The organism is Limosilactobacillus alvi (assembly GCF_016900115.1).
Classification (GTDB): domain Bacteria; phylum Bacillota; class Bacilli; order Lactobacillales; family Lactobacillaceae; genus Limosilactobacillus; species Limosilactobacillus alvi.
Genome location: NZ_JACJJQ010000014.1, coordinates 17,167 through 43,865, shown reverse-complemented (window position 1 = coordinate 43,865; position 26,699 = coordinate 17,167). Strand labels below are relative to the sequence as shown.

Below are 26,699 nucleotides of genomic sequence, written 5' to 3'. Positions count from 1 at the left end.
TTTCTAGACATAAAAATACCCTCCAAGCATAAGATGAATTTTCTATTTCATCTGTATACTTAGAGGGCATTATAGCCGTACTGCTAGGATTTTACTCCTGTCAGTACCAAATATTGTAGACCTAAAACTAAAGGCATGACTCCGGTTGAGTACCGGAATCATGCCTTAGCATCTTTAACTTTAACTAACCTTTCGATTGCACTTCTAAAAAACTGCGGAGCTTTTAATTTTGAACTATTTTCTAGTGGAATTGCATCCCACCATCAACTTCAAGAGTTTGACCAGTGATGTAGTTGGAGTCAGGACCAGCTAAGAAGGCAACCGCATTGGCAACATCTTCTGGTTCGGAAAGGCGCTTTAAAGCGATGTCCTTAGCGAAGGTTTGCATCCCCCATTCATCACTCTTGCCAGCGTTTTGGCCAACTTGGTGGGCGATGTCAAACATCATTGGGGTCTTCACGATCCCAGGAGCAAAGGCGTTAACCGTCGTACCTTCTTCAGCCAATTCGCGGGCCACAACTTGGGTAATCCCGCGGATGGCGAACTTAGAACTGGAGTAGGCTGTCAAGTTCGGGTTACCAACAACCCCAGCTTGGGAAGTGGCGTTAATGATCTTACCTGGGTGGCCCAGCTTCTTGAAGGCAGCATGAGCGGCTTGAATTCCCCAAATCGTTCCATTTACGTTGATGGAGTAAACGTAATTCAAATCATCTTCGGTAACGGTGTCAATTGGCGTCGTTGGGGCAACCCCCGCGTTATTTACCATGACATTAAAGTCCCCCAAAGCATCGATCGTTTGGTCAACGGCTTTGAAAACTTCATCACGCTTGGACACGTCCGCCGTAACGACTAATGCCTTACCACCGGCAGCTTCAATCTTGTCCTTAACTTCGTTCAACTTGTCGGCATGCCGAGCAACCAAGGCAACCGCAAAGCCATCCTTAGCTAAACGAATAGCAATTGCTTCCCCAATTCCTTGGCCAGCACCCGTAACCATTGCGACTTTTTGAGACATTATCCATTTCCACCTTTCATGTGAATCCTTTAACATAATTTGTTCATTCATTATGCAATTTTCTTTAACCGCTGTCAAGTATTCACACGATTAATTCAATTCTCTTTATTCGATAGGTTTTAATTCGCTGAGGTTTTGAATGCCGAGCTCATCCATTAAGTTTGGTAATTCATGCGCTAACTTGGGACAAATGTTCAAATCCTTAAAGTGACCAGCACCGACGGCAACAGCACTGGCACCGGCCATCATAAATTCTAAGACATCAGCGGCGGTTTCAATCCCACCCATTCCGATGATTGGGAGCTTTGTGGCGTGGGCAACTTGGTAAACCATCCGAACGGCAAGTGGCTTAATGGCTGTTCCGGAATAGCCCCCCATCCCGTTTCCGAGAACCGGTTTACGGGTTTTAAGGTCAATGTGGAGACCTAAAACGGTATTAATTAGACTCAAGCCATCAGCACCCCCTGCTTCCGCAGCTTTAGCGATTTCAGTAATTGAAGTCACGTTTGGCGTCAACTTGACGTAAACCGGGATAGTTCCACTAACTTCCTTAACGGTCCTGGTTACGGCTTCAACTAACTTTGGATCGGTACCGAAAGCCATCCCCCCTTGGCTAACGTTGGGGCAAGAAACGTTTAACTCCAGAGCATTCACAAAGGGTGATTGAACAAGCTTTTCGGCCACCATTTGATATTCTGCTAAGCTCGCCCCGCCAACACTAGCTAAAACTGGTAGGTTAGAGTGGGCCTGATGAAAGGCGGGTAGCTTTTCATTGACCACAGCGTCAACGCCGGGATTGGTTAAACCAACCGAGTTCATTACGCCATCGCTTAGTTTGGCAATTTGGGGTTGCGGATTCCCAGTCCGAGCTTGAGGGGTCGTCGTCTTCATTACAAAGGCTCCCAGTTGATCAAAGTCAACCCGATCGGCCCCGTAGGCATCCCCAAAGCCAAAGGTTCCGGAAGCAGGCATCAACGGATTTTGCATCTTTAAGCCCGGAAGTTCAACTGCTAATCGTTCCATTTTCTTCTCCTTTATAGTGCCTGGGTGGTAAAGGACCGGTTTTCTAAGGACGTTAAGAGGGCATCCACCGTATCTAAGGCCGTTAGTAATGGCACATTGTGTTCAATGGCCGTCTGCCGGATCACAAAACCATCCGAATTCTTTTGGTAGTCATGGCCCATTGTGTTAACTACAATATCAACCTTGGTCTTAATGGCATCTAGGATATCATTGGTTCCCGTTTCATGGAGCTTATCAACCACTTCGACGTGAAGTCCATGTTGTTTCAAAAATTCTGCCGTCCCACTCGTCGCCAAAAGCCGATAGCCGATTCGGGCAAATCGTTGGGCTAGCGGAAGGACCCGTTGCTTATCAGCGTCTTCGATCGTCAAAAGGACGCTCCCGTTATCAGGTAAGAGCATCTTAGCGCCAGCAAAAGCCTTATAGAGGGCCTTAGCAAAGGTAACGTCACTGCCCATGACTTCCCCAGTGGACTTCATCTCAGGTCCTAAAAAGGCATCAACGTCATCAAGCTTATTAAAGCTAAAGACGGGAGCCTTAACATGGATCATTGCGGGTTCTGGATGTAGACCTGGTGTTAAACCTTGGTCGGCTATAGATTGCCCAAGGATGACCTTGGTAGCAGCTTGGGCCATTTCAATTCCAGTAATCTTGCTTAAGAACGGCACTGTCCGGCTAGCCCGTGGATTCACTTCCAGGACGTAGACTTGATGATCATGAATAATGAATTGAATGTTCATGATCCCAATACATTTCAAAGCCACACAGAGTTTTTCTGTGGCCGCCACAATTTGGGCTTTGATATCCGCATCAAAGCTTTGCGGTGGATAAACAGCCATTGAATCTCCCGAGTGGACCCCCGCTCGCTCGATGTGTTCCATAATCCCTGGTAAGAGAACCTGGTGACCATCACAGATGGCGTCAACCTCACATTCGCGCCCTTCTAAGTAGGCATCCACTAAAATTGGATGATCAACCGTTGCATGAGCATTGGTTTGCAAGTATTGTTCCAATTCAGTTTGGCTGTAAACAATTTCCATTGCTTTTCCACCAAGCACATAGCTTGGCCGGACGAGAACCGGGTAACCAATTTTTTCAGCGGCAGCTAGAACGGCAGCCGGAGTTGTAGCGGTTAAACCAACCGGTTGTTTTAAGTCAAGTTGCTTAATCACCTGGTCAAAAACTTCTCGGTCTTCCGCTGCGTCGAGATCCTTGACGGTCGTTCCTAAGATCTTAATCCCGTGTTGAGCGAGACCAGCCGCAAGGTTAATCGCGGTTTGACCTCCAAATTGGACAATCACCCCAACGGGTTGTTCTAAGTCACACACATTTAAAACATCCTCTAAGGTGAGCGCTTCAAAATAAAGTTTGTCTGAAACTGAAAAGTCCGTTGAAACCGTCTCGGGATTTGAATTCATCACAATCGCTTCATAGCCTTGACTTTGAATTGCCCGCACACTATGAACCGTCGCATAGTCAAATTCAACCCCTTGACCAATCCGGATGGGTCCCGAGCCAATTACCAGAATTGATGGTTTCTTGGAACGGTGACTTTCATTTTCGTGGTCGTAAGTACTGTAAAAATATGGGGTAGCGGATGTAAATTCAGCTGCACAAGTATCAACCATCTTGTAAACGGGGTGAATTTGGTTTGCTAAACGGAAAGTCCGAACTTCATTAGCGGTTACCCCCCACAGCTTGGCAATCGTTTGGTCACTAAAACCATTTTCTTTGGCTACTTGAAGCGTTGGGACATCTTGCTTGTGAGTTTGAATCGTTTTTTCTAATTCGACTAAGTGGGCCACAAGATCTAAGAAGTAATCATTAATCTTGGTGAGGGCATGAACTTGGTCAATCGTATAACCACGGCGAAAAGCTTCGGCTAAGTAGAAGAGCCGATCATCTTGGGCGTGGGTTAATTTTTCTTCTAAGCTGGCTTGATCCGCAGCTTGGGCCGCTGGCAAGATTAGATCCTTGGCATCGATTTCTAAGGATCGAATTGCTTTTTGGAGAGCTTCTTCGGCAGTCCGGCCGATCGCCATCACTTCCCCGGTCGCTTTCATCTGACTGCCGAGGTGGCGGTTAGCCTTGGTGAACTTATCAAAAGGCCACCGCGGAATCTTGCAGACAACATAGTCTAGAGCCGGTTCAAATTGAGCGGTGGTTTTCCCAGTAACCGGATTTAAAACTTCATCCAGGGTTAAGCCAATCGCAATTTTAGCCGCCATCTTAGCAATCGGGTACCCCGTTGCCTTGGAAGCTAAGGCTGATGACCTAGAAACTCGTGGGTTTACTTCGATAACGTAATATTGATAACTATTTGGATCCAAGGCAAGTTGCACATTGCAACCCCCTTCGATTTTCAATGCGCGGATTAATCTTAAAGCACAATCCCGGAGCATTTGAAATTCCCGGTCAGTGATCGTTTGGTTCGGCGCAAAAACAATTGAATCCCCGGTATGAATACCCACCGGATCAAAATTCTCCATGCAACAAACCACCATTGCATTATCAGCGGCATCCCGCATTACTTCAAATTCGATTTCCTTGAAACCGGCAATTGACTTTTCAATCAATACTTGGTTGGCAGGCGAAAGATCAAGCCCGTTAGCCGCAATTGTTGCCATCTCAGCGGCATCATGGCAGATTCCTCCACCAGTTCCGCCCATGGTAAAGGCTGGCCGGACAATTACCGGATAACCAATTGTTTCAGCATAGGCTAAGGCATCATCAACCGTTGCCACGGTTTGCGAAGCTGGCACTGGTTCATTGAGATCCTGCATTAATTCCTTAAACCGTTCTCGGTCTTCGGCTTGGTCAATTGAATCTAGTTTGGTCCCCAAAAGTTGGATCCCCAGTTCATCTAAAAGTCCAGTTTTGGCCAAAGCAACCGCCAAGTTCAGACCGATCTGCCCCCCAATGGTTGGTAAAATAGCATCCGGGTATTCTTGGCGAATAATTCGGGAAACCGAGTCAACCGTTAAGGGTTCAATATAAACATGATCAGCAATTTGGTTGTCGGTCATAATCGTAGCGGGGTTGGAGTTAACCAACACCGTTTCATAACCTTCTTCTTTCAAAGCTAAACAAGCTTGGGTCCCAGAATAATCAAATTCCGCAGCTTGCCCAATAATGATCGGTCCGGAACCAAAAATCATAATCTTATGGATATCTTTCCGCTTAGGCATGGTGATGGGCCTCCTTTTGGTCATCAACGAGTTTGATAAAAGTATCAAATAAGCTAGCTGCATCATGCGGACCAGGTGCGGCGTCCGGGTGGAATTGTAAGGAAAAGGCTGGGTATTGCTTATGACGTAAACCTTCAACCGTTCCATCATTGACTTCAACTTGACTAACCGTTAGCTGGGTCTCTTTAACTGAAGCCGCATCCACAGCATAACCATGATTTTGGGAAGTAAAGTACGTTTTACCTGAGGCCAAATCACGAACGGGATGGTTAAAGCCCCGGTGACCGAATTTCATCTTATAAGTCTTGGCTCCATTTGCCAGGGCAAAGAGCTGGTGACCCATACAAATTCCAAAGACGGGATAATGCTTTTCAACTTCTGCAATCATTTTAATAGCACTTATCATTTCCATTGGATCTCCGGGACCGTTGCTGAGTAAGATCCCATCTGGATGCAAATTTTCAATTTGTTTAGCCGTGGTGTTGTATGGAACCACGACAACGTTACAATCCCGCTTAGCCAATTCCCGCAGGATACTTTGTTTAATTCCAAAGTCAACCACAACAATATTGCGTTGATAACCAGGGTTGGGGTAAACCGACTTAGTAGAAACAGCCGCAATACTTCCCTTTGTAGGGTTAGTTGCCTTTAGTTGAGCAACAATTGCTGGCAAATCACTAACATCATCGGTTAACATCCCCCGTAAGGTCCCCGCTGACCGTAAGTGCCGGACCAACTCCCTGGTATCAATGCCTTGTAACCCTGGAATTTGATGATCCGTTAAGAAGTCACCAAGGCTTTGCTGATTTCGCCAATTACTTGGCCGCCGAGCTAAGTGATGACAGATCACTCCTTTGATGCCTGGTTCCAAGCTTTCGTTATCATCAAAGTTGATACCATAATTGCCAATTAACGGGTTAGTGAAAACCAGGATTTGGTTAACGTAAGACTGATCCGTAATTGATTCTTGGTAACCGGTCATTCCAGTACTAAAGACAACTTCACCTAAGGTGTTTGTCATTGCCCCAAAAGCTTTACCAGCAAAAACTGCCCCATCTTCTAATACTAAATACCGCTTCAATTTAGTTCTCCTTACGTTGGTAAACCACTTGACCATCAACTAAGGTCATCACTGTTTGACCTTGAACATCCCAGCCAGTAAACGGTGTATTGTGACCCTTGGAAAGATAATCTTCATCTTTAAAAGTAAATTGCTTATAAAGGTCAAAAATTGCCAGATCCGCTGGCATTCCAGGTTGGATGTGACCAGCGCCTTGTAAATTAAAGGCATCGGCTGGTCCGGCCGTCAACCATTGGAGAAGCTCGGTCAAACGAACCTTTCCTGGTAAAACTAAGTGGGTATAAAGAAGGGCAAACGCAGTCTCAAGGCCGGTAATCCCGTTAGCAGCTTTGATTAAATCAGGTCCCTTATCACTTTCGGCATGGGGAGCATGGTCAGTGGCAATCATGTCAATTGTGCCGTCCAAAAGTCCAGCTAAACAAGCAGCTTGATCAGCCCTCCCCCGCAGTGGCGGATTCATTTTGTAATTAGAGTTATTGGCTTCAATGTCTTCATCACACAAAAGGAGATGATGCGGAGAAACTTCCGCTGTTACCCGAATTCCTTGGGCTTTAGCCAGCCGAATTAGGTTAACACTTTCCTTTGTGGAAACATGGCAAACGTGATAATGAACATGGGTGGCTTGAGCCAACATCAGATCTCTAGCTAGTTGGGCTGACTCCGTGACCGATAAAATTCCGGGAACCCCAAGCTGACGCGCTTTTTTACCAGCATTAATCACCCCACCAAAAAGCAAAGAATTATCTTCAACATGAGCGGCTAATGGCAAACCAGCAGCCTTAGCGGCTTTCATGGCCTGGTACATCGTTCCAGCAGTTTGGACCCCAGAGCCATCATTGGAGACGGCAAAGGCACCTGCTTTTTTCACCCCAGCAAAGTCAACTAACTGATTACCCTGACGCCCTTCAGTAATTGTGGCGTATTGAAGGACGTGGACCTTCCCTTTTGTTTGGTTTGCCTTGACTTGTTTGGCTACCCGTTCTGGATTATCTGGTGTTGGTAGGACATTTGGCATTGCCCCAACTGTCGTGTAACCACCATGAGCAGCGGCCATTGTCCCAGTTTCAATCGTTTCTTTTTGGGTAAGTCCTGGATCGCGGAAATGGACGTGGAGATCAATTAAACCGGGAGTAACCAATTTCCCGCTAGCATCGATAATCGTGTCAGCGGCCGAGAGTTCATTCCCAATTGCGGCAATCTTACCATTTTCAATTAAAAGGTCGGTTTTAACGAGTTGACCGTTTAAAAAGATGGTCCCGCCTTGAATTTTGGTAACACTCATTATTCCAAGCCCCCTAACTTCCGCCCGCGCAGGACAGCTTCTAACATTGCCATCCGCATAAAGACGCCGTTGCGCATTTGCTCAACAAAGGCCGACTTTGGGGCTTCAACAAATTCACCGGCTAATTCAACCCCCCGGTTAATCGGACCTGGGTGCATGATGATGGCATCATCCTTTAAAGCTTCATAACGGGCCTTGTTGATTCCGTACTTAGCATGGTAATCCGCAGCGCTGAAGCTAGCTTCGTTGGCGTCACCAGCGTGTCGTTCATGTTGAACCCGAAGGAGCATCATTACATCAACCATCCCTACTAATTCATCCATTGGGAGGTACTTGCCATATTTATCAAAGGCATGGTCGTACCAGTATTCAGGACCAGAGAAGTAAACTTCGGCGCCCAACTTGTTGAGAATTTCCATGTTGGACTTAGCTACCCGGGAGTTAGTAATGTCACCGACGATTGCGACTTTCAAGCCCTTAAAGTGGCCGAAGTGTTCATGAATCGTCATAATATCAAGCATACATTGAGATGGGTGTTGGCCACTTCCATCACCGCCATTTACAACCCCGATCGAAAGGTGTTCATCCGCCTTAGGGTGAATCAAGGCTTGGTAATATTCATTTTCACTGGCCCGGATCACCGTCAGGTCAACCCCCAATGCATCCATCGTCAAGCAGGTATCGTATAAAGTTTCTCCCTTCTTGATTGAAGAATGACTGGCATCGAATGGAATTTCAGTTAACCCCAACTTCTTTTCGGCCATTGCAAAACTAGTATGGGTCCGCGTTGAATTTTCAAAGAACATGTTCGTGACGTATACTGGTTGACTTAACTTAGGAGCGGGGGTACCTGCCTTAAATTCTTCCGCACGTTCAATGAGCGCTAGAGTTTGTTCAACCGTCAAGTCTTCAACCGTTACAAAGTGTGGTAAATGTACGAGCATTCTTATTTCCTCCTTACCCGGAAACCGGGAATCACCAGGAGGACCCTATCATCCGTTTCTGAACTCATTGGGCCCTCGCTGGAGCACGTTAATGAAATTCATCAAGCCCATTAAGAAACCCCGCCTACCAGAAAATGGTAAGCGGGGATTGTCGGTTTATTATTAAAACGTGACGTACCTTGCTAGCCTCTCTGGACTACCTTAAAGGACATTGATTGTCATTATCATACTTTAATTTTAAAAAAAGTCAAGCAGAAAGATATCTTTTTATTAAAATGACTAGTCTGATTAACTGGACTGCCGTAAAATATGGTTGCATTTATATTATGGTCAAAACATTTAAATTTAGTACAGAAAGAAGCAGATGCTGATGACTAAGGATCATCATCGATCGCTGAGCCGCCTTTGGCTAATAATTATTTGTTTCTTAATGTTACTTCCCCAATTCATTTCCGGTGGAGTAATTATTGGAAATGATACCCTTTTTCACTTTAATCGCTTTTATGATGCCGCTATGCAACTACGAACTGGCCATTTTAATTACTTCCAGACAAACTATGGTTTCCAACAAAATGGACGGGTAATTAACGCAGTGTACGGCCCCGCTTTTGCGATGCTGAACGGGGCGCTCTTGGCTTTAACCCACAACTGGTTTGGTTACCAATTATTAACAACATTCATTATTAATCTGGTAGCGGGAATTGGAATGCTTAACTTATCACGGCAGATGGGCGCTGGTCCCGGAGTTAGTTTATTATTAGCTGTCACCTACCTCAATATTGGCTGGTTGCCAAATTGGGAAATGGCCCAGAACATGTCAGCTTGGGGGGCTGCCTTAGCTCCCTACCTATGTATGGTAGCAATCCAAATGATTACTGATCACCAAAAGCCGGTCAGTTGGTTAAAATTAACCTTAATTATTAGTATTACCGCCCAAATTCACCTGCTGAGCACGGCTATTTTTGTAGTTACTTTGGTTCCCTTCTTCATCGCTGGGATGGTAATCGTCGACCATCGTTGGAAGATGTTCAAAGAAACTCTTAAAGCCGTTGGCCTAACGATCCTGTTATCGGCTAACATTTGGGGGGCTTTACTAGAACTCACTACCCATAATCGCTTAGCAAAAACTAACCCCTTCAATCTCTATCACAATGCTTTGATGATCTCACAAACAAGTGGAGTTCGAGAATCAATTTTGCTAATCATGGTGATACTCTTTGGTTTAGCTACCCTTTTTACACTAAAATCACCCCAAGACGGAACCTGGTTAATCATGTTGGTAGGTTTAGGGATTCTTTTGGTTGCTTCAACCTTATTTCCTTGGCAAAGCCTACAATCAATCATGCCAGCCTTAAAACGGGACTTTCAATTTCCGGCCCGCTTAACGACCGTCGCCTACCCGCTCTTATTTGCGGGAATTGCCCGCTTATCTACCCAAGGTAAATGGCAACGATGGCTCCTAATCATTTGCCTTTTGGGGACGCTGATCCAAGCTAGTATTTTTAATAGTCAAGCCGTTTACCAAGCAGGCCGAAAACACGTTAACACAACTTTCTTAGTTAGATTGAAAAAAACTGCCTCCCGGCAAGATATTGTTACAGCATCAAATTCACGGCACTTTGGGAAGTTAATTGATGAGGTTGGCAAGCGATCTCCCGATTATCTGCCGCTCCTTAGCAAGAGTCAACGTAATCTCCCCCTAACCTACCAATATGAAATTCTTTGGCAAGCGCCAAAATTTCACCATCAGATTCGCTCCGATGGTGCTCTCATTTTAACCTGGTACGCTAAACGAGCAAATAAGCGCTTAGTAGCGGTAATTGTTTATCAAGAATCAAAGGTCGTCTTAAACGGCAAAGTACAGACTCATCTTCATCGTTCTCGTCTTGGGGCCCCTTATGTTACCCAACGTACTGGAAAGAACGTCCTCGTTTTGACCTTCCATCCGACCATGATGACTCGTTTCTTACTCCTTATTGCTGGGTTAAGTTGGTTATGCTTTGGTCTAATTTTGTTACTCCATGTATTCCGACGCTTTCGACCTAAAAACAGTTTGGTACCTTATTTTGGGATTGGGTAATTCAATTACCACCATTTTTAATCTCGTTCAACTTACAAATTAATTTTCAGATAATAAAATAGAACCGTAAAGCCCGACAAAAGTCTGTCTTTACGGTTCTTTTCGTTTGAATTTTAGTTTGAGATGCTAGCTTCCACGGTTATTATTTCTGTCAACATTGCGCACAATCTAGCTTTTCTAGGTGATATGCTTTAGATAAGATTCAGCTTTAAAAAGTTTTCATTCAACACACGCACCCAACATTTGATCAAGTTGAGCGGCTCGCCGTAAATGTAAGAACGAGTATGGCATAACGGCTTCAAAATAAGTTGGCTGATCAACTTTCCGCTGACTAGCTGCCCGAAGTAAACGGCCATTAAACTTATTAAGTTGCAACCGAATCAAAACCGCCGCTAAATCTAACCCAGTGGTTACGCTGAGAAAAGCTAGTTCCCAACTAGCTGGTGTAGTAACTTTACCTTTAACTAATTTACCATCAACTATTCGAAGCGATAGCTGGTAGATACCTGGTTGCGTACATTTTGCAATCGCTACCTCACCGGCATTTATCATTTTAGATCCAAAATCAGCGGGTGGATCTGGTGCAAACTCACTCTTAATCCCGTCATCTGCAAGGGTCAGTCTGGTTAAACCAAGCGGATACGTGTATTGACCATCAAAGAAAGCATTAAATTGATAACTGATCCCCCGTTGACTTGGTTCAGTAACCTTCGCTGAACCGATAGAAATCAGCTTAATCTTTCCTCCTTGCACCGCCGGTAATGATTTCAAGTTTGTTTGATCAGCAAAGCTCAAAATTACCTCCGGTTTTTCTAAGGCCACTACCGCATTGATATGCTCTAAGTCACGTGGTTCTAAGTAGGTTTTGTTAGCTAATTCTCGGAGTAATAAGGTACTATTGGGATTATCTTCAATTACGATAATTTGGTAACCCTGGCGTTTGAGTTCAGCCGTCGCTCGGGTTAGAAGATAATCGTTAGCAGTACCGTTTCCTAAGCGACGCGGTCCAGCACCAATTATAAGTGCCCGATGATTATTTAAAGCCACACTTTCATTTTCCAATTCAAAAGTAGAATAAAAGGTACTTAAGTGCTGATCTAATTCTCCAGCAGATGGATCAACGGTCTTATAAGTTCGGTGAATTTGATTAATTTGCCGAAGTCGCCAAACTTCAAAGTCCTTAGTATGCCAAAGTTGACCAATCAAATGGTCACTAAAGCCCCAATATTTGGCCTTCCTTAACCAATCAAGATCTCTAGGATGGCTAATCAGCATTTGTTCAATCGAAACTAGGTGTTTAAATTGCACTAAATAAAAGGGGTCGAGCTTGGTTAATTCCACAAGTTCACTAATCAAATAGCCTCGGCGAATCGCTTCTAAGACCGGTAACAATCGATTTGGAGATGGATGAATTAAAAACTGGTCTAAGATTTCATCCCCCAAATTTTCCAAAGCATAGAAATTTGGATGCAATTCGCTCATTGCTTTTAGCAAAGCTTCCACCAAGCTTCGTCCGAGGCCGATTACCCCCCCGACGGACTGCTTTTCCGTATTTAAATTATGGTTAGAAATTCCCAGTTCAGCATTAGCAAATACAGGAATCCGAATCGCAGTTCGATCCAAAACTGGCTCAGTAATTGCCGAGTGCTTAGCAAGGCCATGATCGAGTCGAAGATCACGCAATAAAGCACCCGTATAAAGATATCCGCAAACCCGCGCAACAGGGTAACCAGTTGCTTGTTCCACAAAAGTCGTCATCCGATCAAGATATGGACTATTTTTAATAACGTAGAAGCGGTCATTATCTTCATCGAGGGCAAATTGGACGTGGTTAATCCCAATCACCCGGAGTTTCCGAGTAATCCGGAAGGCAATATCTCGCATATCTTGAATCTGCCGTTCCAATAAGGTTTGGGCAGGTAAAACCGCCATTGAATCACCAGCATGAATCCCAATTGGGTCGACATCTTCGATCATTGCCAATTGCATCATCGTTCCGGACTTATCCCGCGCAACAATTACTTCAATTTCTTTGAGACCAGCTAAACTTTGTTGAACAAGGGCCTGATTAGTACTGGAGTGCTGAATCGCATCACTCACCGCTGTTTGAAGTTCGCCATAATCATGGATAATTCGACGAACACTCCCCGCTTGCGGAATGACCGCTCGTACAACAACCGGAAAGCCAATCTCATCGACCATTGCCTTAGCTTCAGCATAAGTTGTAACCGGGGCAATTTTCTTCGTGTTAGCATTGATCTGACGCAGAGTCTGATTCAACAGTGAAGGATTATTAATTTGGCGAATTGTAGCAATAGGCATCCCCCAAACGGCCACCTCATATTTATTCAAAACTCCCGTCGTTGCTAATTTTTCGGTTAGCTGAAGGGCATCTCGTCCCCCGAGAACTGGTAAAATTGCTGTTGGCCGATACTTTTCAATCAAAAATGTCACTAAATGCGGTGTAGGAATTCCCATCTCGTATTCGTCAACTGCACCCGTAAGCTTTGGCGCAACGTTAAAGGAGTTATTATCGACTAAGACAACACGATAGCCTCTTTTTTTGATGGCAAAAGCAACTTTAATCAGTGAACTAATCAACTCACCTTCATGTTGAAAGTTGTCAGCCCCTGCTCCCAAAATTAGAATGCTTGGTTGGTCTTCCATTAACGTTCACCTCCCTGACGCATCATTTCCATAAACTCATCAAAGAGCGAATTGGTCTCATCTGGTCCGGGGGCTCCATCCGGGAAAAACTGAACCGCAAAGGCTGGATATTGCCGATGGCGTAAACCCTGGACTGAATTATCTAGTAAATCAACGTAAGTTACATAAAGTCGTTGCCGATCAACACTTTCTCGTTCCACCTGATAACCTTCAGCTTGACTAGCATAAACAATTTGATCGGTAATAATTTCCTTAATTGGATGATTCATTCCATGATGTTCGACCGCTAATTGCTTAGTCTTTGCCCCGTTAGCCATCGCGAATAACTCGTGACCAAGGCCAATTCCAAACAGGGGAACACGAGTCTGAATTTCTTGGATCATCTTCAAGACACTCTTTTTCACATTTTTTGGATCGCCGGGACCACTCGAGAGGACCACTCCATCCGGATCTAAGCGTAAAATTTCGGTAGCTGTAGCAGTATATGGTAAAACGGTAACATTACATTTTCGCCGGGAAAGTTCCCGCAAAATTCCATTTTTTAATCCAAAATCAATAACAACCACGGTTAAGCCAACATCTGGATTAGGATATGGCTTGGGAGTTGCCACTTGGGCTACTTGTTGATTCGTTAGGACCGTTGCATGCAGTTGATCAAAAGCATGGTCATCCGGTACGGGAACAATACTTCCTCGAAGTGGCTTTTCCGCTACTTTTAAACGATGAACCAGGGCACGTGTATCAATATTTGTAATCCCTGGAATATTCATTTGATTTAAATATTGATCCAAACTTACTTGCCGCGGACCAGTCGCTTCAAACTGAGCTAGATTTCGCACAATTACCCCCTTGATTGATGGCGTAATTGTTTCATAAACATTCCGTTGGAGAGCAAGGTTCCCAACATTAGGTTGGGTAAAGACCACAATTTGATTAAAGTAAACTGGATTGGTGATTAACTCCTGGTAACCTGCCATGCTGGTATTAAAGACTAGTTCACCAAAGGTTACCGCTGGTGAGCCAAAGCCTTCCCCGCTAAAAACGGAGCCATCTTCTAATATTAAGTACCGTGCTGACAAGATTCCACCCCACTTCATCAATTCTCAGAGACGATTCTACCATATCTTTAATAATGATGCATTTTTATTCGCTAGCTTCAATTCTACTTTGCCGTCTTAATTTAACAATTAAGTCCCGAAAAATTGGTGGCAACGGAGCCGTCAAAGTAATCCGTTTACCAGTTATCGGATGAGTAAAGCCCAAGAGGCGGGCATGTAAAAATTGTCCTTGCCCAGTAATCGTTTTACGTGGCCCATACAAGGGATCACCAACCAAAGGATGATTAATTGATTTCATATGCACCCGGATCTGGTGGGTCCGGCCAGTTTCAAGCCGGCAAGCTACCAAGGTATATTTGTTATACCTTTCAACAACTCGAAAATGAGTTACTGCCGGGCGCCCATCAGCTACGATTGCTTGACGTTTTCGATCCTTTGGTGAACGTCCTAATGGAGCATTAATCGTTCCCTGGCCTTCTTTAATCACCCCATGAACCAAGGCAAGATATTCTCGCGCTGTGGTTTTAACCTTCAATTGGGTAGCTAGGGATTGGTGGGCCTGATCATTTTTAGCCACCATTAAAAGGCCAGAGGTATCTTTGTCAATTCGATGAACGATTCCAGGGCGAAGTTCCCCATTAATCGTTGAAAGCGGGCAATGGTAAAGTAACGCATTCACCAAAGTATGGTTTGGATGACCAGCGGCCGGATGAACTACCATCCCTTGCGGTTTATTCACTACGACCACATCTTGATCTTCGTATACAATCTCAAGCGGTATTTTTTCCGGTGCTAAATCAATCTTTTGGGGCTGCGGTTCCGTCACCTGGATCACTTGCCCTATTTTAAGCTTTAAACGAGGTTTAACCACTTCGCCATCAACAGTAACATTCCCATTCTCGATCCACCGTTGTAATTGTGAACGAGAGGCTTGTGGCAGCAACTTCGTTAAAGCCTTATCTAATCGGTCACCACGCTCAGTGGAAACTTTAAAGGTGTGCGATTCAACCATTAAGCTTAATCATCCTTTTCTAACAAAATTAAAATTACTAAGTAAATTACCCCAAGAGTCAAACAAGTATCGGCGACGTTAAAGACCGGGAAATTAATAAAGAGGGTCTCAAACATATCAACAACGTAGCCATGGATAAGCCGATCGATGAAATTGCCAATCGCCCCTGCTAAAATTAAACTAAGAGCAATCATCATTCCCTGGTTTTGCCGATAACGACGCATTAAATATAGAATAACGGCAATTGCTACTATTGTTAGGATAAAAAAGAGAAATTGCTGTCCCGCCAAGATTGACCAAGCAGCCCCGCTATTCCGCAGGTTAGTTAACCCGAGCAAACCTGGAATTAAAGTATGCAACTGCCCAAGGGCAAGCTGGCTATTTACTAACCACTTTACTAATTGATCAATCCCAACAAGGACCATCACCAGAATTAAGTATGGCATTAAAGCTGTCCTTCCTTCGCTGATTCTTGGAGGAAACTCCGAAGGGAATTAATTGATCGATTCGACAAAGAAAAAGTCATTACTTCCCCATGAACAGTAATCGTCATTGTATGCTTGGTAAAAACAGGTTGTCGAATATCCTTTACCGGAATCGTCAGAAATTGCCCCTGTAAAACCCGGGAAAAGACAAATTTGGACGGTGAGACCACCAGGGTCCGCCGAAAAATCGATAAACCTGCTATAATTAGAAAGATTGCAATGAACGTCCCAGTGACCCATTGAAAATAGGTATATTCAAAGGCGATGATAATCCCCACCACCAGGATTATTAAAATCCAGCACCAATTAATAATGGCAGTTGTCATATCGGGTTGGTAAAAATATTTTTTTTGTTCTTCTTCCATCGTAAACCTCACTTTAGGAGTCATATATGATCAAACTTTATACCGATGCAGCCACCAAAGGTAATCCCGGGCCAACTGGCTTAGGCGCCTTAATTTTGGCTGATCAGCAACAAATTCAGGTTAAAAAATTTGCCGGGAGATATTCAAACCATCAAGGAGAATTTTTAGCTGCCCAATTTGGTTTTCAAACCTTAATTGAACGCTACTCGGACGCTGATGTGGTTTTCTTTTTGACTGACAGTCGACTACTAGCTGACGCAGTTGGCAAAAACTACAGTAAGCATTACCAAAATGAATTAGCAACTTTGTTAGCTTTAATTAATCAATTTCCAACTGTGATTACCCAATGGGTTCCTGAAAAAGCAAATCATGGTGCTCATCACTTAGCTAACCAAGCCTTACAACAAGGGCTATCAGGCGAGAAAACACACCAATAAAAGTATAACAAAAAAAGGTGTTACCGACTAAAATAATAGCTAGTCGGTAACACCTTTTTACAATTATTTAATAAATAAGTCGAGCCGTCGAGGAGAGATGCTCCCTACCTAGCTTTAATCAAAAACCTTAAAGCGGTCTTCGTCGGCCATAAATTCCTTATCGCCAGCGCCTTGTTCGATAGAACCAAATGGCATTTCGGCCCGAAGACGCCATGAAGCAGGAATATCGAAGGCAGCTCGGATATCTTCATCAATCAATGGGTTGTAGTGTTGAAGGCTTGCCCCCAAACCATTTTCAGCTAAAGCCGTCCAGACGGCAAAGTTGCTGTTTCCCATGGCTTGTTCTGACCAGTCATAAAAGTTATCAGCGTAAGTTGGAAATTGTTTTTCCAAGTTATGAACCACATCCATGTCACTGAAGAAAAGCACCGTTGCATATGCGGCCTTGAAACCGTCAATCTTAGCAGAGGTGGTCTTGAAGGCCTCGTCATCCTTAACAACCTTCCGCAAGTTTTCACGAACAATTTCCCATACCTTATCGTGGGAGTCACCAAAAGCGATTACGGCACGAGTCGTTTGAGAGTTAAAAGCCGTTGGGGCTTGTTTCATGACATTCTTGATTAAATCAGCGATTTCATTATTAGCAAAATCAACCTTCTTACCAAGAGCGTAAATCGTCCGGCGTTGCTTTTCTAAGTTTAACATTTCAGTTTTCATAAATTACTACTCCTCTTTGATTCATATCTTTAATTAACAACATCATTATATCTTACTAATAAAAAGTAAGCAAGAAGAAAGTTAGTTTTTTTATTACAAGTTTAAAAGTCACCAAAGAGGTCGAGTTGATTACTGTCAGGTAACTGATCAAGCACATGATTATTAGTCATGAATTCAATCAAGGTCTTAGAAACCTTTCCCCGTTCCGCCAAGTCTTCTTTGGAGATAAACGGTTTTTCTTCTCGAGCCGCCACAATTTGCTTGGCAACATTTAACCCAAGGCCTGGAATGGCCCGGAATGGAGCAATCAAGGTTTTACCATCCATTAACCAATCACTGGCATCTGAACGTTCAATATCAACCATCTTAAACGAGTACCCCCGTTCAAGCATTTCGTTAGCTAATTCCAAGATTGTCATTAAATTCTTTTCTTTGGCTGAGGCTTCGTTACCTTTATCAGCAATTTCTTTAATTGCCGCTTTAACCGAGCTCTTTCCGTGGGCCATGGACACCACATCAAAGTCATCTGCTCGGACAGAGAAGAAGGCAGCGTAGTAAGTTAAGGGGAAATAAACCTTAAAGTATGCAATCCGCAAAGCCATCAAAACATAAGCTGCGGCGTGAGCTCGGGGAAACATGTACTTAATTTTTAAGCAAGAATCTAAGTACCATTGTGGTACCCCTACTTCGAGCATTTTAGCTTGCCATTCGTCTGGAATTCCCCGCCCTTTCCGCACATGTTCCATCACTTGGAAAGCAGTTTCTGAGTCCAGTCCGTAGTGAATCAAGTCGGTCATGATGTTATCCCGACATCCAATCACGTTGGCAATTGTGGCGGTTCCTTGCTTAATTAATTCTTGAGCGTTATCCAACCACACTCCAGTCCCATGAGAAAGACCAGAAATTTGAAGTAGTTGTGAATAATTCTTCGGGTGCGTATCTTCCAACATTCCTCGCACAAATCGCGTTCCAAATTCAGGTAATCCTAAGGTACCAGTCTTGGAATTGATTTGCTCTTCGGTCACACCTAAGGCTTTAGGACTAGAGAAGAGCGACATTACCCCTTCATCATCCATTGGTATCGTTATTGGGTTAATACCTGACAAATCTTGAAGGGCCCGGATCATCGTGGGATCATCGTGGCCTAAAATATCCATTTTTAGTAGGTTGTCGTGAATTGAATGGAAATCAAAGTGAGTTGTTTCCCAAGCGGCGGTTTGATCATCAGCTGGGTATTGGACCGGCGTAAAGTCATAGATTTCCTTATCATCTGGAACAATAATGATTCCAGCTGGGTGTTGACCAGTCGTCCGTTTGACCCCAGTAGCCCCCTTGGCTAGCCGATCCTCTTCAGCACCCCGGAACTGTTGATCAGTATCCCGCTCATAAGCTTTAACATAACCATATGCCGTTTTATCCGCTACCGTCCCAATTGTTCCAGCCCGGAAAACATTCTTTTCCCCGAACAAAACCTTCATATAGTTATGGGCAATTGGTTGATAGTCTCCAGAAAAGTTTAAATCAATATCCGGTACCTTGTTTCCCTTAAAGCCCAAGAAAGTTTGGAATGGAATATCATGACCATCCTTAATCATTAAGGTTCCACATTCAGGACAGTTTTTATCGGGTAAGTCAAAACCGGAACTATACTCCCCTTTAGTGTAAAAGTGACTATATTGACATTTTGGACAACGATAGTGCGGCGGTAGGGGGTTAACTTCAGTAATCCCAGAAAGTGTTGCCACCACACTCGAACCAACGGATCCCCGAGAACCAACCAAGTAACCGTCCTTATTTGATTTTGCTACTAGCCGTTGAGCAATTAGATAGTGGACCGCAAAGCCGTTTTTAATAATACTGTTGAGTTCTAGTTCAACCCGATCTTTAACCAATTTGGGAAGTGGATCACCATACCAAGCCTTGGCCGTATCCCAAGTTCGATCTTGAATTTCTTGATCAGCCCCCTTCATGTGAGGAGCGTAAAGCTTATCTTGAACCGGATGAAGTTCTTCAATTTGATCAGCAATTTTATGAGTATTAGTAACCACAATTTCTTTTGCTAAATCATCACCCAAAAAACTAAATTCACCGAGCATTTCATCCGTCGTTCGGAAGTGAACATCTGGTCGATGAGTCTTATTTAAGAAGTTGGCTCCTCCTTGGGAATTAATTAAAATTTTCCGGTAAATTTTATCCTCAGGGTTTAAGTAGTGAACATCTCCAGTAGCCACAACTAGCTTATTTACCTTCTGTCCTAACTTAACCATGTTCTTTAAGATTTCTTCTAGCTGGGCTTGATCTTGAATTACTCCTTCTTCAAGAAGGGGCGCATAATTTGGCTTAGGTTGCACTTCAATGAAGTCATAGAAGTCAGCTAGCTTCTCGGCCTCTGAAAAACCTTTTTGCATCATCGCAGTAAAGACTTCTCCACTAGCGCAAGCCGTTCCTAAAAGCAAACCATCCCGATATTGAGTTAAGACACTTCGCGGAATCCGCGGAACCCGGGCAAAGTACTTGACATTACTGAGGGAGACCAACTTGTAAAGATTCTTCATCCCCGCTTGGGTCCGTGCTAAGATCGTCACGTGAAATGGCCGAGCATGCCGATAAGCCCCATTTTCGGTCATATGTTTATTTAAGTCATCAACATATTGAACTTTGTAGCGATCTTCTGCATCCTTTAAGAAAAGATGTAATAAATGTCCAGTTGCTTCTGCATCGTAATTAGCCCGGTGATGGTGTTCCAAAGCAACCTTGAATTTCTTACTTAAAGTGTTCAACCGGTACCCGCGCATATTGGGGTAAAGAAAGCGTGCTAGCGGTAAAGTATCAATAACTGGATCTTCAATTGGAGCCATCCCATGACGTTGATAACCAACATCCATAAAGCCTAAATCAAATGAAACGTTATGCCCAGCAATGATTGCGCCTTGGTAGAAGTCGCGAAACATTTGGAAGACTTCTTCTTCTGACTTTGAGCCGCGAACCATATCATCAGTAATACTCGTTAACTCGGTAGTTTGAGGTTTTAATGGGAAACCTGGATCAATAAATTCATCAAACCGATCTAAAACTTCACCATTTTTCATCTTAACGGCGGAAAGTTCGATTACCCGGTCGAAGATAGCGGAAAGTCCCGTTGTTTCCACGTCGAAGATTACATAAGTTTGGTCCTTAAGTAGACGGTGATCTTCGTTATAAACCATTGGTACTCCGTCATCAACGACGTTTGCTTCCACCCCATATAACATCTTAATTTTTCCTGCAGACTTAAAAGCTTCAGGGAAGGCCTGCACGTCGGCATGATCAGTAATTGCCAGAGCAGGCATTCCCCATTTAATGGCTTGTTTAGCATAATCACTAATGGAATTTGTCGCATCCATTTGACTCATTGTTGAATGAAGGTGTAATTCGATTCGCTTTTCATCTTCAGAGGCGTGATCTTGCCGTTCCGGGTGATTTACCTGGTTAATATCATAAGCATTTAAGGTTAAATCTTTCATGAAGGTATCTTCTTGAACTGAACCGCGGACCTTAATCCAATCCCCTTCGTTCAACCCGTCAAACAAGGCTTCGTCTTCTTGATTACGGGAGAACTTCTTAACAACAATTGAGGAAGTATAGTCGGTGATTTCTAAAATCATCAATTGCCGACCAGATCGTAATTCTTTGATCTCTTTTGAAAAAACGTAACCTTCAACAACTACCGACCGTTCTTCATCCACAATTTCCTTCATTGGGGTTAACTCAATTTGAGGACTAATTGTTTTCCCAATCACAACCGGGCCATCCACTGAAGTTGGCGCGCTAACGCCACTACCTGAATTACTCTGTTTTGCCTTATTCGCCTGCATTTGGGCCATTGCTTTTTTTACCAGTTCAGCGTCTTGTTGTTTTTGCCGTTCTTGCAATTCCTTCACGCGAGCTGCGGACTTCTCAGAATCAACCGTTGCATGGAGGGTAAACGCCGGAAAACCAGCTTTTTGATAAGCTGTCATGAGTAATGGGAAAAACCGTTTTTCAACAAATTCCTTTATTTTTTCATTTGCTAAGGGAACTACTACCCGTTGGTCAACCAGCTTGGGCAAAACGCGATCAGCAATTTCTGCTGTCATTGTAGTTTGCCCCAAGGCTTGAGTTACCAATGGTCGCCAATAGTCACCAATCAGCTTTTCATTCAAAGTTTCAGTAGGCGTTTTGATATTTAAATCAACGTTTGCTTGAGCCAATTGATAAAACGAAACTCGTAAAGCCTGATAAAAGCCTTGGTAAGTTGCTGCTGGTAAAATATTGGGAAAACTTAAATGAATCTCCCAAACTCGTGATTGCTTGTGGACCACGACTTCATCGACTTGCCCCGCTTTTAAATCAGGGGTGGAATAATTAATCTGTTCTAAAAGTTTAGTAAACTTTTCTTCTGGACTTAATTTCAAAATTTTTCTCCTGTTTTTCCTAGTCAAAATTAGGATTAAGACCATTATTTTAGTTATTAAAAATCATAAACATTAAAAGGCTGGGAGAAATCAATTTTCTTCCCAACCTTTATACTTTATCCTAGCAGGCTACTCTTAGTCTACTCTGCTTGTTGAAGATTATTCTTCAACAAAATTTGGATTGTATTAACAAGTTCTGCTACCTTCACTTCGATGGTTTCGCCAGTCTTCCGAATCTTAACTTCGACGATTCCTTCAGTAGCTTTCTTACCAACCGTAACCCGAATTGGTAAACCAATCAAATCAGAATCAGCGAATTTAACACCGGCCCGTTCTTTCCGGTCATCAACTAATACCTCTAAACCGGCGGCTTCGAGATCAGTAGTAATTTCATTTGCGACCTTCATTTGATCATCATTTTTGGCATTAACTGGGATCACATGAACATCAAAGGGAGCAATACTATCTGGCCAAACTAGCCCATTTTCATCTGCTTGTTGTTCTGCGACCGCTGAAAGTAACCGGCTAATTCCAATCCCATAACTTCCCATCATAACGTCAGTTAAACGCCCATTTTGATCTAGTACCTGGGCGCCCATTTGTTTGGAATAGTGCGTACCAAGCTTAAAGATATGGCCAATTTCAATTCCTTTTGTGAATTTAATTGGTAACCCATCTGGTGCAATTTCACCTTCTTGGACCATTCGGAAATCACCAAATTCGTCAACGCGGAAATCACGGTCACGATTAGCATTGATATAGTGGTAACCATCATCATTAGCTCCACAAGCAACGTTAACCAAACCTTCAAGGTAGCGATCAGCTAAAATCTTAATATCTTCGCCAACACCTACTGGGCCAAGGGAACCAAAGCTAGCGCCGAGATACTTCTTTGCTTGTTCGTCATTTGCTAATTCAAGTTCTAAACAATCAAGCGCGTTTTTAACCTTGGTCTCGTTAACTTCGTCATTTCCCCGCATTAAAACTAATACTGGTTGGAAAGTTTCATCAGCCATCTTAGCCATGTAAAGCATTGCTTTAATAATTTGGTTACTTTCAATTCCTAAGCTTTCAGCAGCTTCGTCAACCGAATGAGCTCCAGGGGTTGCTTGCTTTGCCAGTTCAGCAAGCGCGGCGTGCTGTTGAACGCCATCAAACTTACTAGTTGCCTTTTCAATGTTAGCAGCGTAGCCACCATCAGTGTACACAATCGTATCTTCACCAACAGCCGCTGGCGCAGAAAATTCTTGGGAATTCTTTCCCCCCATCGTACCAGAATCAGCTAAAATTACTTTGTATTCTAAGCCAATCCGATTAAAAATATTTCGGTAGGCGATGGCTTGCTTATCGTAGGCGGCATCCAACCCGGCTTGATCTGCAGAAAAAGAATAGCCATCCAGCATTTCAAATTCTTTCCCACGTAGAATTCCAAAACGTGGTCGATCTTCATCCCGGTATTTATCTTGCATTTGATAAAGTACCAATGGTAACTTTTTATATGACTTAATGGAATCCCGGATTAAAGAAGTAAATGTTTCTTCATGGGTTGGTCCTAAAATGAATTCACGATCCTTTCGGTCCTGAAGTTTAAATAAGTTTGGCCCATAACTTTCGTAACGTCCTGATTCCTTCCATAGATCAGCCGGTAATAACCCCGGCATCATCATTTCGACAGCGCCAGCCTTAGCCATTTCGTCGCGAATAATGTTTTCAACCTTCCGAATTACCCGGTAAGCCATTGGTAAATATGCCCAGACCCCCGCTGAAACTTGGTAAATATAGCCCGCCCGAGCCATCATCTTATGACTTAAGGCTTCCGCATCACTTGGGGCTTCTTTTTTCGTTGGAATCAATATTTGAGATTGCTTCATTTTTTAAACTCCTTTTAATGGATAAAATATCGGTGAATATCGTTAAAAGTAACTAGAATCATTAATAATAATAAGAAGAAAAAACCGATCATCGTAACGAAGGCTTCTGCTTTCTCTGGAATTGGACGTCGGATGATTGCTTCAATGACATTTAACAGCAATTTTCCTCCGTCAAGCGCCGGAATTGGCAGTAAGTTAACAATTCCCAAGTTAATCGATAAAAGGGCTAAGAAATTTAAGACCCCATTAAAGCCAAGCGCTGTCGCTTGAGATGTTCCAGCATAAATTGCCACTGGACCGCCTAGATCATTTAAGGAAAATCCATGTGTAAACATATGTCCTAAAATTGTGAAAATTAACGTTCCGGCACTAACGAATTGTTGCCAACCAAAGCTTAACCGGGCCTTAAAGGAATGGTCAACTTGTTCTTGAATTCCAATTTGACCGACCCTTTCTTTTCCTTGGGTTACTGTTTTAGGCGTAATTTTTACTGTCTGTGTCTTTCCCCGATGGGAATAAGTAACACTAACTCTTTTACCAGGATGCTTCGAGATTTGATTAGCTAACTGGCTCCAATCATTAGTTTTTTGACCATTAACTCTAATAATCCGGTCACCAGCAGCCAAGCCAGCCCTTGCAGCCGGTGAATTAGCCGTAACTGCCCCTAATTGATTACTATTTTTTGGAATCCCATTTAAAGTGAATCCTAGGATAATAAAGACAACCAATGACAGGAGAAAGTTATTAAAAGCCCCCGCAAAATTAGTAATCATTCGCGCAGGTAGTGAGGCTGAACTAACCCAAGTATCTCGCGGAGCAATCCGCACGGTAGTCCCACTCTTTTCAATTAATTCAGCATCATGATTTACTCGGAAAGTCTTTTCTTCACTTTCATTTCCATTTACATAGCCCTTAATTATTAAGGCATCAGTTAAATCAAAATTTGTAACTTGTAATGGCAAGCCACTGAATAAACCTTGCTTTTGACTAGTATTGATTTTAATAACTTGGCTTTGATCATTTAATTCAAGGGTAACCGGCATTCCAACCCGTAAATCATCTTCATCATCATCATTACCAGCTAGACGGACATAACCACCTAGGGGTAAACAACGAACCGTATACGTTGTTCCGTTAACTTGGCGCCACCAAATCTTTGGCCCCATTCCAATTGAAAACTCTCGGACTAAAATCCCTGCCCGCTTAGCAAAAAAATAGTGACCAAATTCGTGAACTAATACTAACAAACCAAAAACAATAATAAATACAATGATTGTTAGGATCAAAATGTCACCCCTTCTTAAATAATTCCCAGTAGGTAAAGTGCTGGCATAACTACCAACATACTATCAAACCGGTCTAAGATTCCCCCGTGACCAGGGAGGATCTTTCCTGAATCTTTAACACCATAGAACCGCTTAAGGGCTGATTCGATCAAGTCGCCAATTTGACCAAAAATTGAAAGTAGAATTGTCACGAGGACCATTAACCAAACATTCAATTGGCCGACTGGGAAATAGTGAAGATAGATGGCTAAAATAATGGTCGCTGCAAGGGTACCAAGAATTGACCCTTCCCAAGTCTTATTTGGACTAACCTTCGGCGCTAATTTGTGTTTACCAAACTTCCGGCCAAAAAGGTAAGCGCCGGAATCGGTTAACCAAACAATCAGCATTCCATATAGGAGAGTGGTAAAACCATCCATCCGGGCATTAATAAAAGCATTAAAACCCATCCCGATATAGATAACCGCTAAAGTCAAAACCCCGGCATCGTCAAAGTTAAACCGGGTTTTGTGAAAGACGGTGTGCAACAATAATAACATGATTAAAATATAACTGGTCGTTAGTCGGGTTAAGTGCCCCGGTAAAAAAGCTAACCAACTAGTTGGCGCAATCATTACTAATACCGCTAAATAAGAAACAATTGCTGCAAATGAAGTCACAAAAATTTTTTTCATAATTAAGACTTCACTTATTGCAATAACTCCTAGCGCCATCGCGACAATAGTCAGTGGTAATCCCCCAATAATAATCAACGGTATGAAGATTGCTAAGGCAACCACCGCCGTAATTACCCGTGTTTTCATTTTACAAAACTCCTTAAAATCCCAGTTTGTTTAACTGGTTTGATTTACTTATTTTCTAAGCCTCCAAAACGCCGATGCCGACTCTGGAAAGTAGCAATTGCTGCTTTCAAACTCTCACCATCAAAGTCAGGCCAATGTTGGTCAACAAAGACGAACTCACTGTAGGCTAATTGCCAAAGCATAAAATTACTTAACCGTTTCTCTCCACTTGTCCGGATAAGCAGATCTGGATCAGCCAAGTCACCCAGTGGCCCCGTCATCATCGCCTTACTGAGGGTAGCTCCATCGATTTGATCAGCCATCAATTTACCCGTTTGAACTTGCTTTGCGACTGTTTTAGTTGCCCGAATAATTTCATCACGACCTCCATAGTTCAATGCAAAATTCAAAACCATCCCTGTACAATGAGCAGTATCAGTAATCGCCTGGTTAACAACTTTTTGCGTTGCAATTGGTAAAGCAGAAATATCCCCCATTACCATCACCCGTACATTATTTTTTATCAGATCAGGGACGAAAGTGTCAAAGAACTTAATTGGTAATTGCATGAGAAAGTTAACTTCACTACTTGGCCGCTTCCAATTTTCAGTTGAAAAAGCATAGAGAGTTAAAACTTTAACCCCTAAATTACTAGCGGTAATCGTCACCTTTTTTACGGTCTGCATTCCTTGTTGGTGTCCCGCAACTCGTGGCAAGTGACGCGCCTTAGCCCACCTGCCATTACCGTCCATAATAATGGCAATATGAGCTGGAATCCGTTCTAGGTCGAGTGTTTGCTCAGTTACCGCTTTCTCTTTTGGTTTGGAAAACACAGCGTTCCTCCAGTCCTTCCGCATTGGAAAATTTTACAACACTCTTCATTTTAGCAGATTTGATCTAGTATAAAAAGAATTTTCAATAGGATGTGTCGGAAGGATTATTAAAATCATGTAAAAAAAGATTCCTTCAAGTT

The 26,699-nt window shown here is 43.2% G+C and carries 19 protein-coding genes; 2 read left to right on the top strand and 17 right to left on the bottom strand.

Going from position 1 to position 26,699, the window contains the following annotated elements; all coding sequences use genetic code 11:
* Positions 1-241: 241 nt before the first annotated feature.
* The 6 genes from H5993_RS04345 to H5993_RS04320 all read right to left on the bottom strand — a co-directional run bounded on the left by H5993_RS04345 (position 242) and on the right by H5993_RS04320 (position 8,533).
* Positions 242-1,015, bottom strand: coding sequence for a (S)-acetoin forming diacetyl reductase (locus H5993_RS04345; RefSeq protein ID WP_204776371.1), 774 nt, complete (start codon positions 1,013-1,015; stop codon positions 242-244).
* Positions 1,016-1,120: 105 nt separating this feature from the next.
* Positions 1,121-2,038: a dihydroorotate dehydrogenase gene (locus tag H5993_RS04340; protein WP_204776370.1), complete on the bottom strand. Its 918-nt coding sequence runs from the start codon at positions 2,036-2,038 to the stop codon at positions 1,121-1,123.
* A gap of 11 nt (positions 2,039-2,049) precedes the next feature.
* Positions 2,050-5,226, bottom strand: a complete 3,177-nt coding sequence (carB, locus tag H5993_RS04335; RefSeq protein ID WP_204776369.1) for a carbamoyl-phosphate synthase large subunit — start codon at positions 5,224-5,226, stop codon at positions 2,050-2,052.
* Positions 5,219-6,343, bottom strand: coding sequence for a carbamoyl phosphate synthase small subunit (locus H5993_RS04330; RefSeq protein WP_204776372.1), 1,125 nt, complete (start codon positions 6,341-6,343; stop codon positions 5,219-5,221). Before H5993_RS04330 ends, carB begins: the two co-directional genes overlap by 8 nt.
* Entirely contained in the window at positions 6,309-7,589 is a 1,281-nt protein-coding gene (locus H5993_RS04325; RefSeq protein WP_204776368.1) for a dihydroorotase, read from the bottom strand. The genes H5993_RS04330 and H5993_RS04325 overlap by 35 nt, the downstream gene beginning before the upstream one ends.
* Entirely contained in the window at positions 7,589-8,533 is a 945-nt protein-coding gene (locus tag H5993_RS04320) for an aspartate carbamoyltransferase catalytic subunit (RefSeq protein ID WP_204776367.1), read from the bottom strand. Before H5993_RS04320 ends, H5993_RS04325 begins: the two co-directional genes overlap by 1 nt.
* A gap of 370 nt (positions 8,534-8,903) precedes the next feature.
* Here H5993_RS04320 and H5993_RS04315 point away from each other — a divergent pair, with 370 nt between their 5' ends.
* A complete protein-coding gene (locus H5993_RS04315) occupies positions 8,904-10,613 on the top strand; it encodes a glycosyltransferase family protein (RefSeq protein ID WP_204776366.1) in 1,710 nt (569 codons plus the stop codon).
* Between the two features lie 219 nt (positions 10,614-10,832).
* On the opposite strand, the gene H5993_RS04310 is transcribed toward H5993_RS04315, so the two are convergent.
* From H5993_RS04310 to H5993_RS04290, 5 genes are all read right to left on the bottom strand, one after another.
* A complete protein-coding gene (locus H5993_RS04310; protein ID WP_204776365.1) occupies positions 10,833-13,280 on the bottom strand; it encodes an ATP-binding protein in 2,448 nt (815 codons plus the stop codon).
* Complete coding sequence (locus H5993_RS04305) at positions 13,280-14,359, bottom strand: carbamoyl phosphate synthase small subunit (protein ID WP_204776364.1); 1,080 nt, start codon at positions 14,357-14,359, stop codon at positions 13,280-13,282. Before H5993_RS04305 ends, H5993_RS04310 begins: the two co-directional genes overlap by 1 nt.
* A 64-nt stretch (positions 14,360-14,423) precedes the next feature.
* Positions 14,424-15,350 (bottom strand): RluA family pseudouridine synthase, encoded by a 927-nt coding sequence (locus H5993_RS04300; RefSeq protein WP_204776363.1) that lies wholly within the window; start codon positions 15,348-15,350, stop codon positions 14,424-14,426.
* Positions 15,351-15,355: 5 nt separating this feature from the next.
* Entirely contained in the window at positions 15,356-15,796 is a 441-nt protein-coding gene (lspA, locus tag H5993_RS04295) for a signal peptidase II (protein WP_204776362.1), read from the bottom strand.
* The gene (locus H5993_RS04290) at positions 15,796-16,200 is read right to left on the bottom strand and encodes an EbsA family protein (protein ID WP_239457977.1); all 405 of its coding nucleotides are present in this window, start codon (positions 16,198-16,200) and stop codon (positions 15,796-15,798) included. The genes lspA and H5993_RS04290 overlap by 1 nt, the downstream gene beginning before the upstream one ends.
* A gap of 26 nt (positions 16,201-16,226) precedes the next feature.
* Between H5993_RS04290 and H5993_RS04285 the strand changes: the two genes are divergently transcribed.
* Positions 16,227-16,637, top strand: coding sequence for a ribonuclease HI family protein (locus H5993_RS04285; RefSeq protein ID WP_204776360.1), 411 nt, complete (start codon positions 16,227-16,229; stop codon positions 16,635-16,637).
* 114 nt (positions 16,638-16,751) lie between these two features.
* On the opposite strand, the gene H5993_RS04280 is transcribed toward H5993_RS04285, so the two are convergent.
* The 6 genes from H5993_RS04280 to uppS form a co-directional block, all read right to left on the bottom strand.
* Entirely contained in the window at positions 16,752-17,354 is a 603-nt protein-coding gene (locus tag H5993_RS04280) for a nitroreductase family protein (protein WP_180871950.1), read from the bottom strand.
* A gap of 101 nt (positions 17,355-17,455) precedes the next feature.
* Positions 17,456-21,787: a PolC-type DNA polymerase III gene (locus H5993_RS04275; protein WP_428980927.1), complete on the bottom strand. Its 4,332-nt coding sequence runs from the start codon at positions 21,785-21,787 to the stop codon at positions 17,456-17,458.
* 140 nt (positions 21,788-21,927) lie between these two features.
* On the bottom strand, positions 21,928-23,658 hold the full coding sequence (locus H5993_RS04270; RefSeq protein WP_204776358.1) for a proline--tRNA ligase: 1,731 nt from the start codon (positions 23,656-23,658) through the stop codon (positions 21,928-21,930).
* Between the two features lie 14 nt (positions 23,659-23,672).
* Positions 23,673-24,944 (bottom strand): RIP metalloprotease RseP, encoded by a 1,272-nt coding sequence (rseP, locus tag H5993_RS04265; protein WP_204776357.1) that lies wholly within the window; start codon positions 24,942-24,944, stop codon positions 23,673-23,675.
* Between the two features lie 14 nt (positions 24,945-24,958).
* Positions 24,959-25,747 (bottom strand): phosphatidate cytidylyltransferase, encoded by a 789-nt coding sequence (locus H5993_RS04260; RefSeq protein ID WP_204776356.1) that lies wholly within the window; start codon positions 25,745-25,747, stop codon positions 24,959-24,961.
* 44 nt (positions 25,748-25,791) lie between these two features.
* Positions 25,792-26,583 (bottom strand): undecaprenyl pyrophosphate synthase, encoded by a 792-nt coding sequence (uppS, locus tag H5993_RS04255; RefSeq protein WP_180871901.1) that lies wholly within the window; start codon positions 26,581-26,583, stop codon positions 25,792-25,794.
* Positions 26,584-26,699 lie beyond the last annotated feature (116 nt).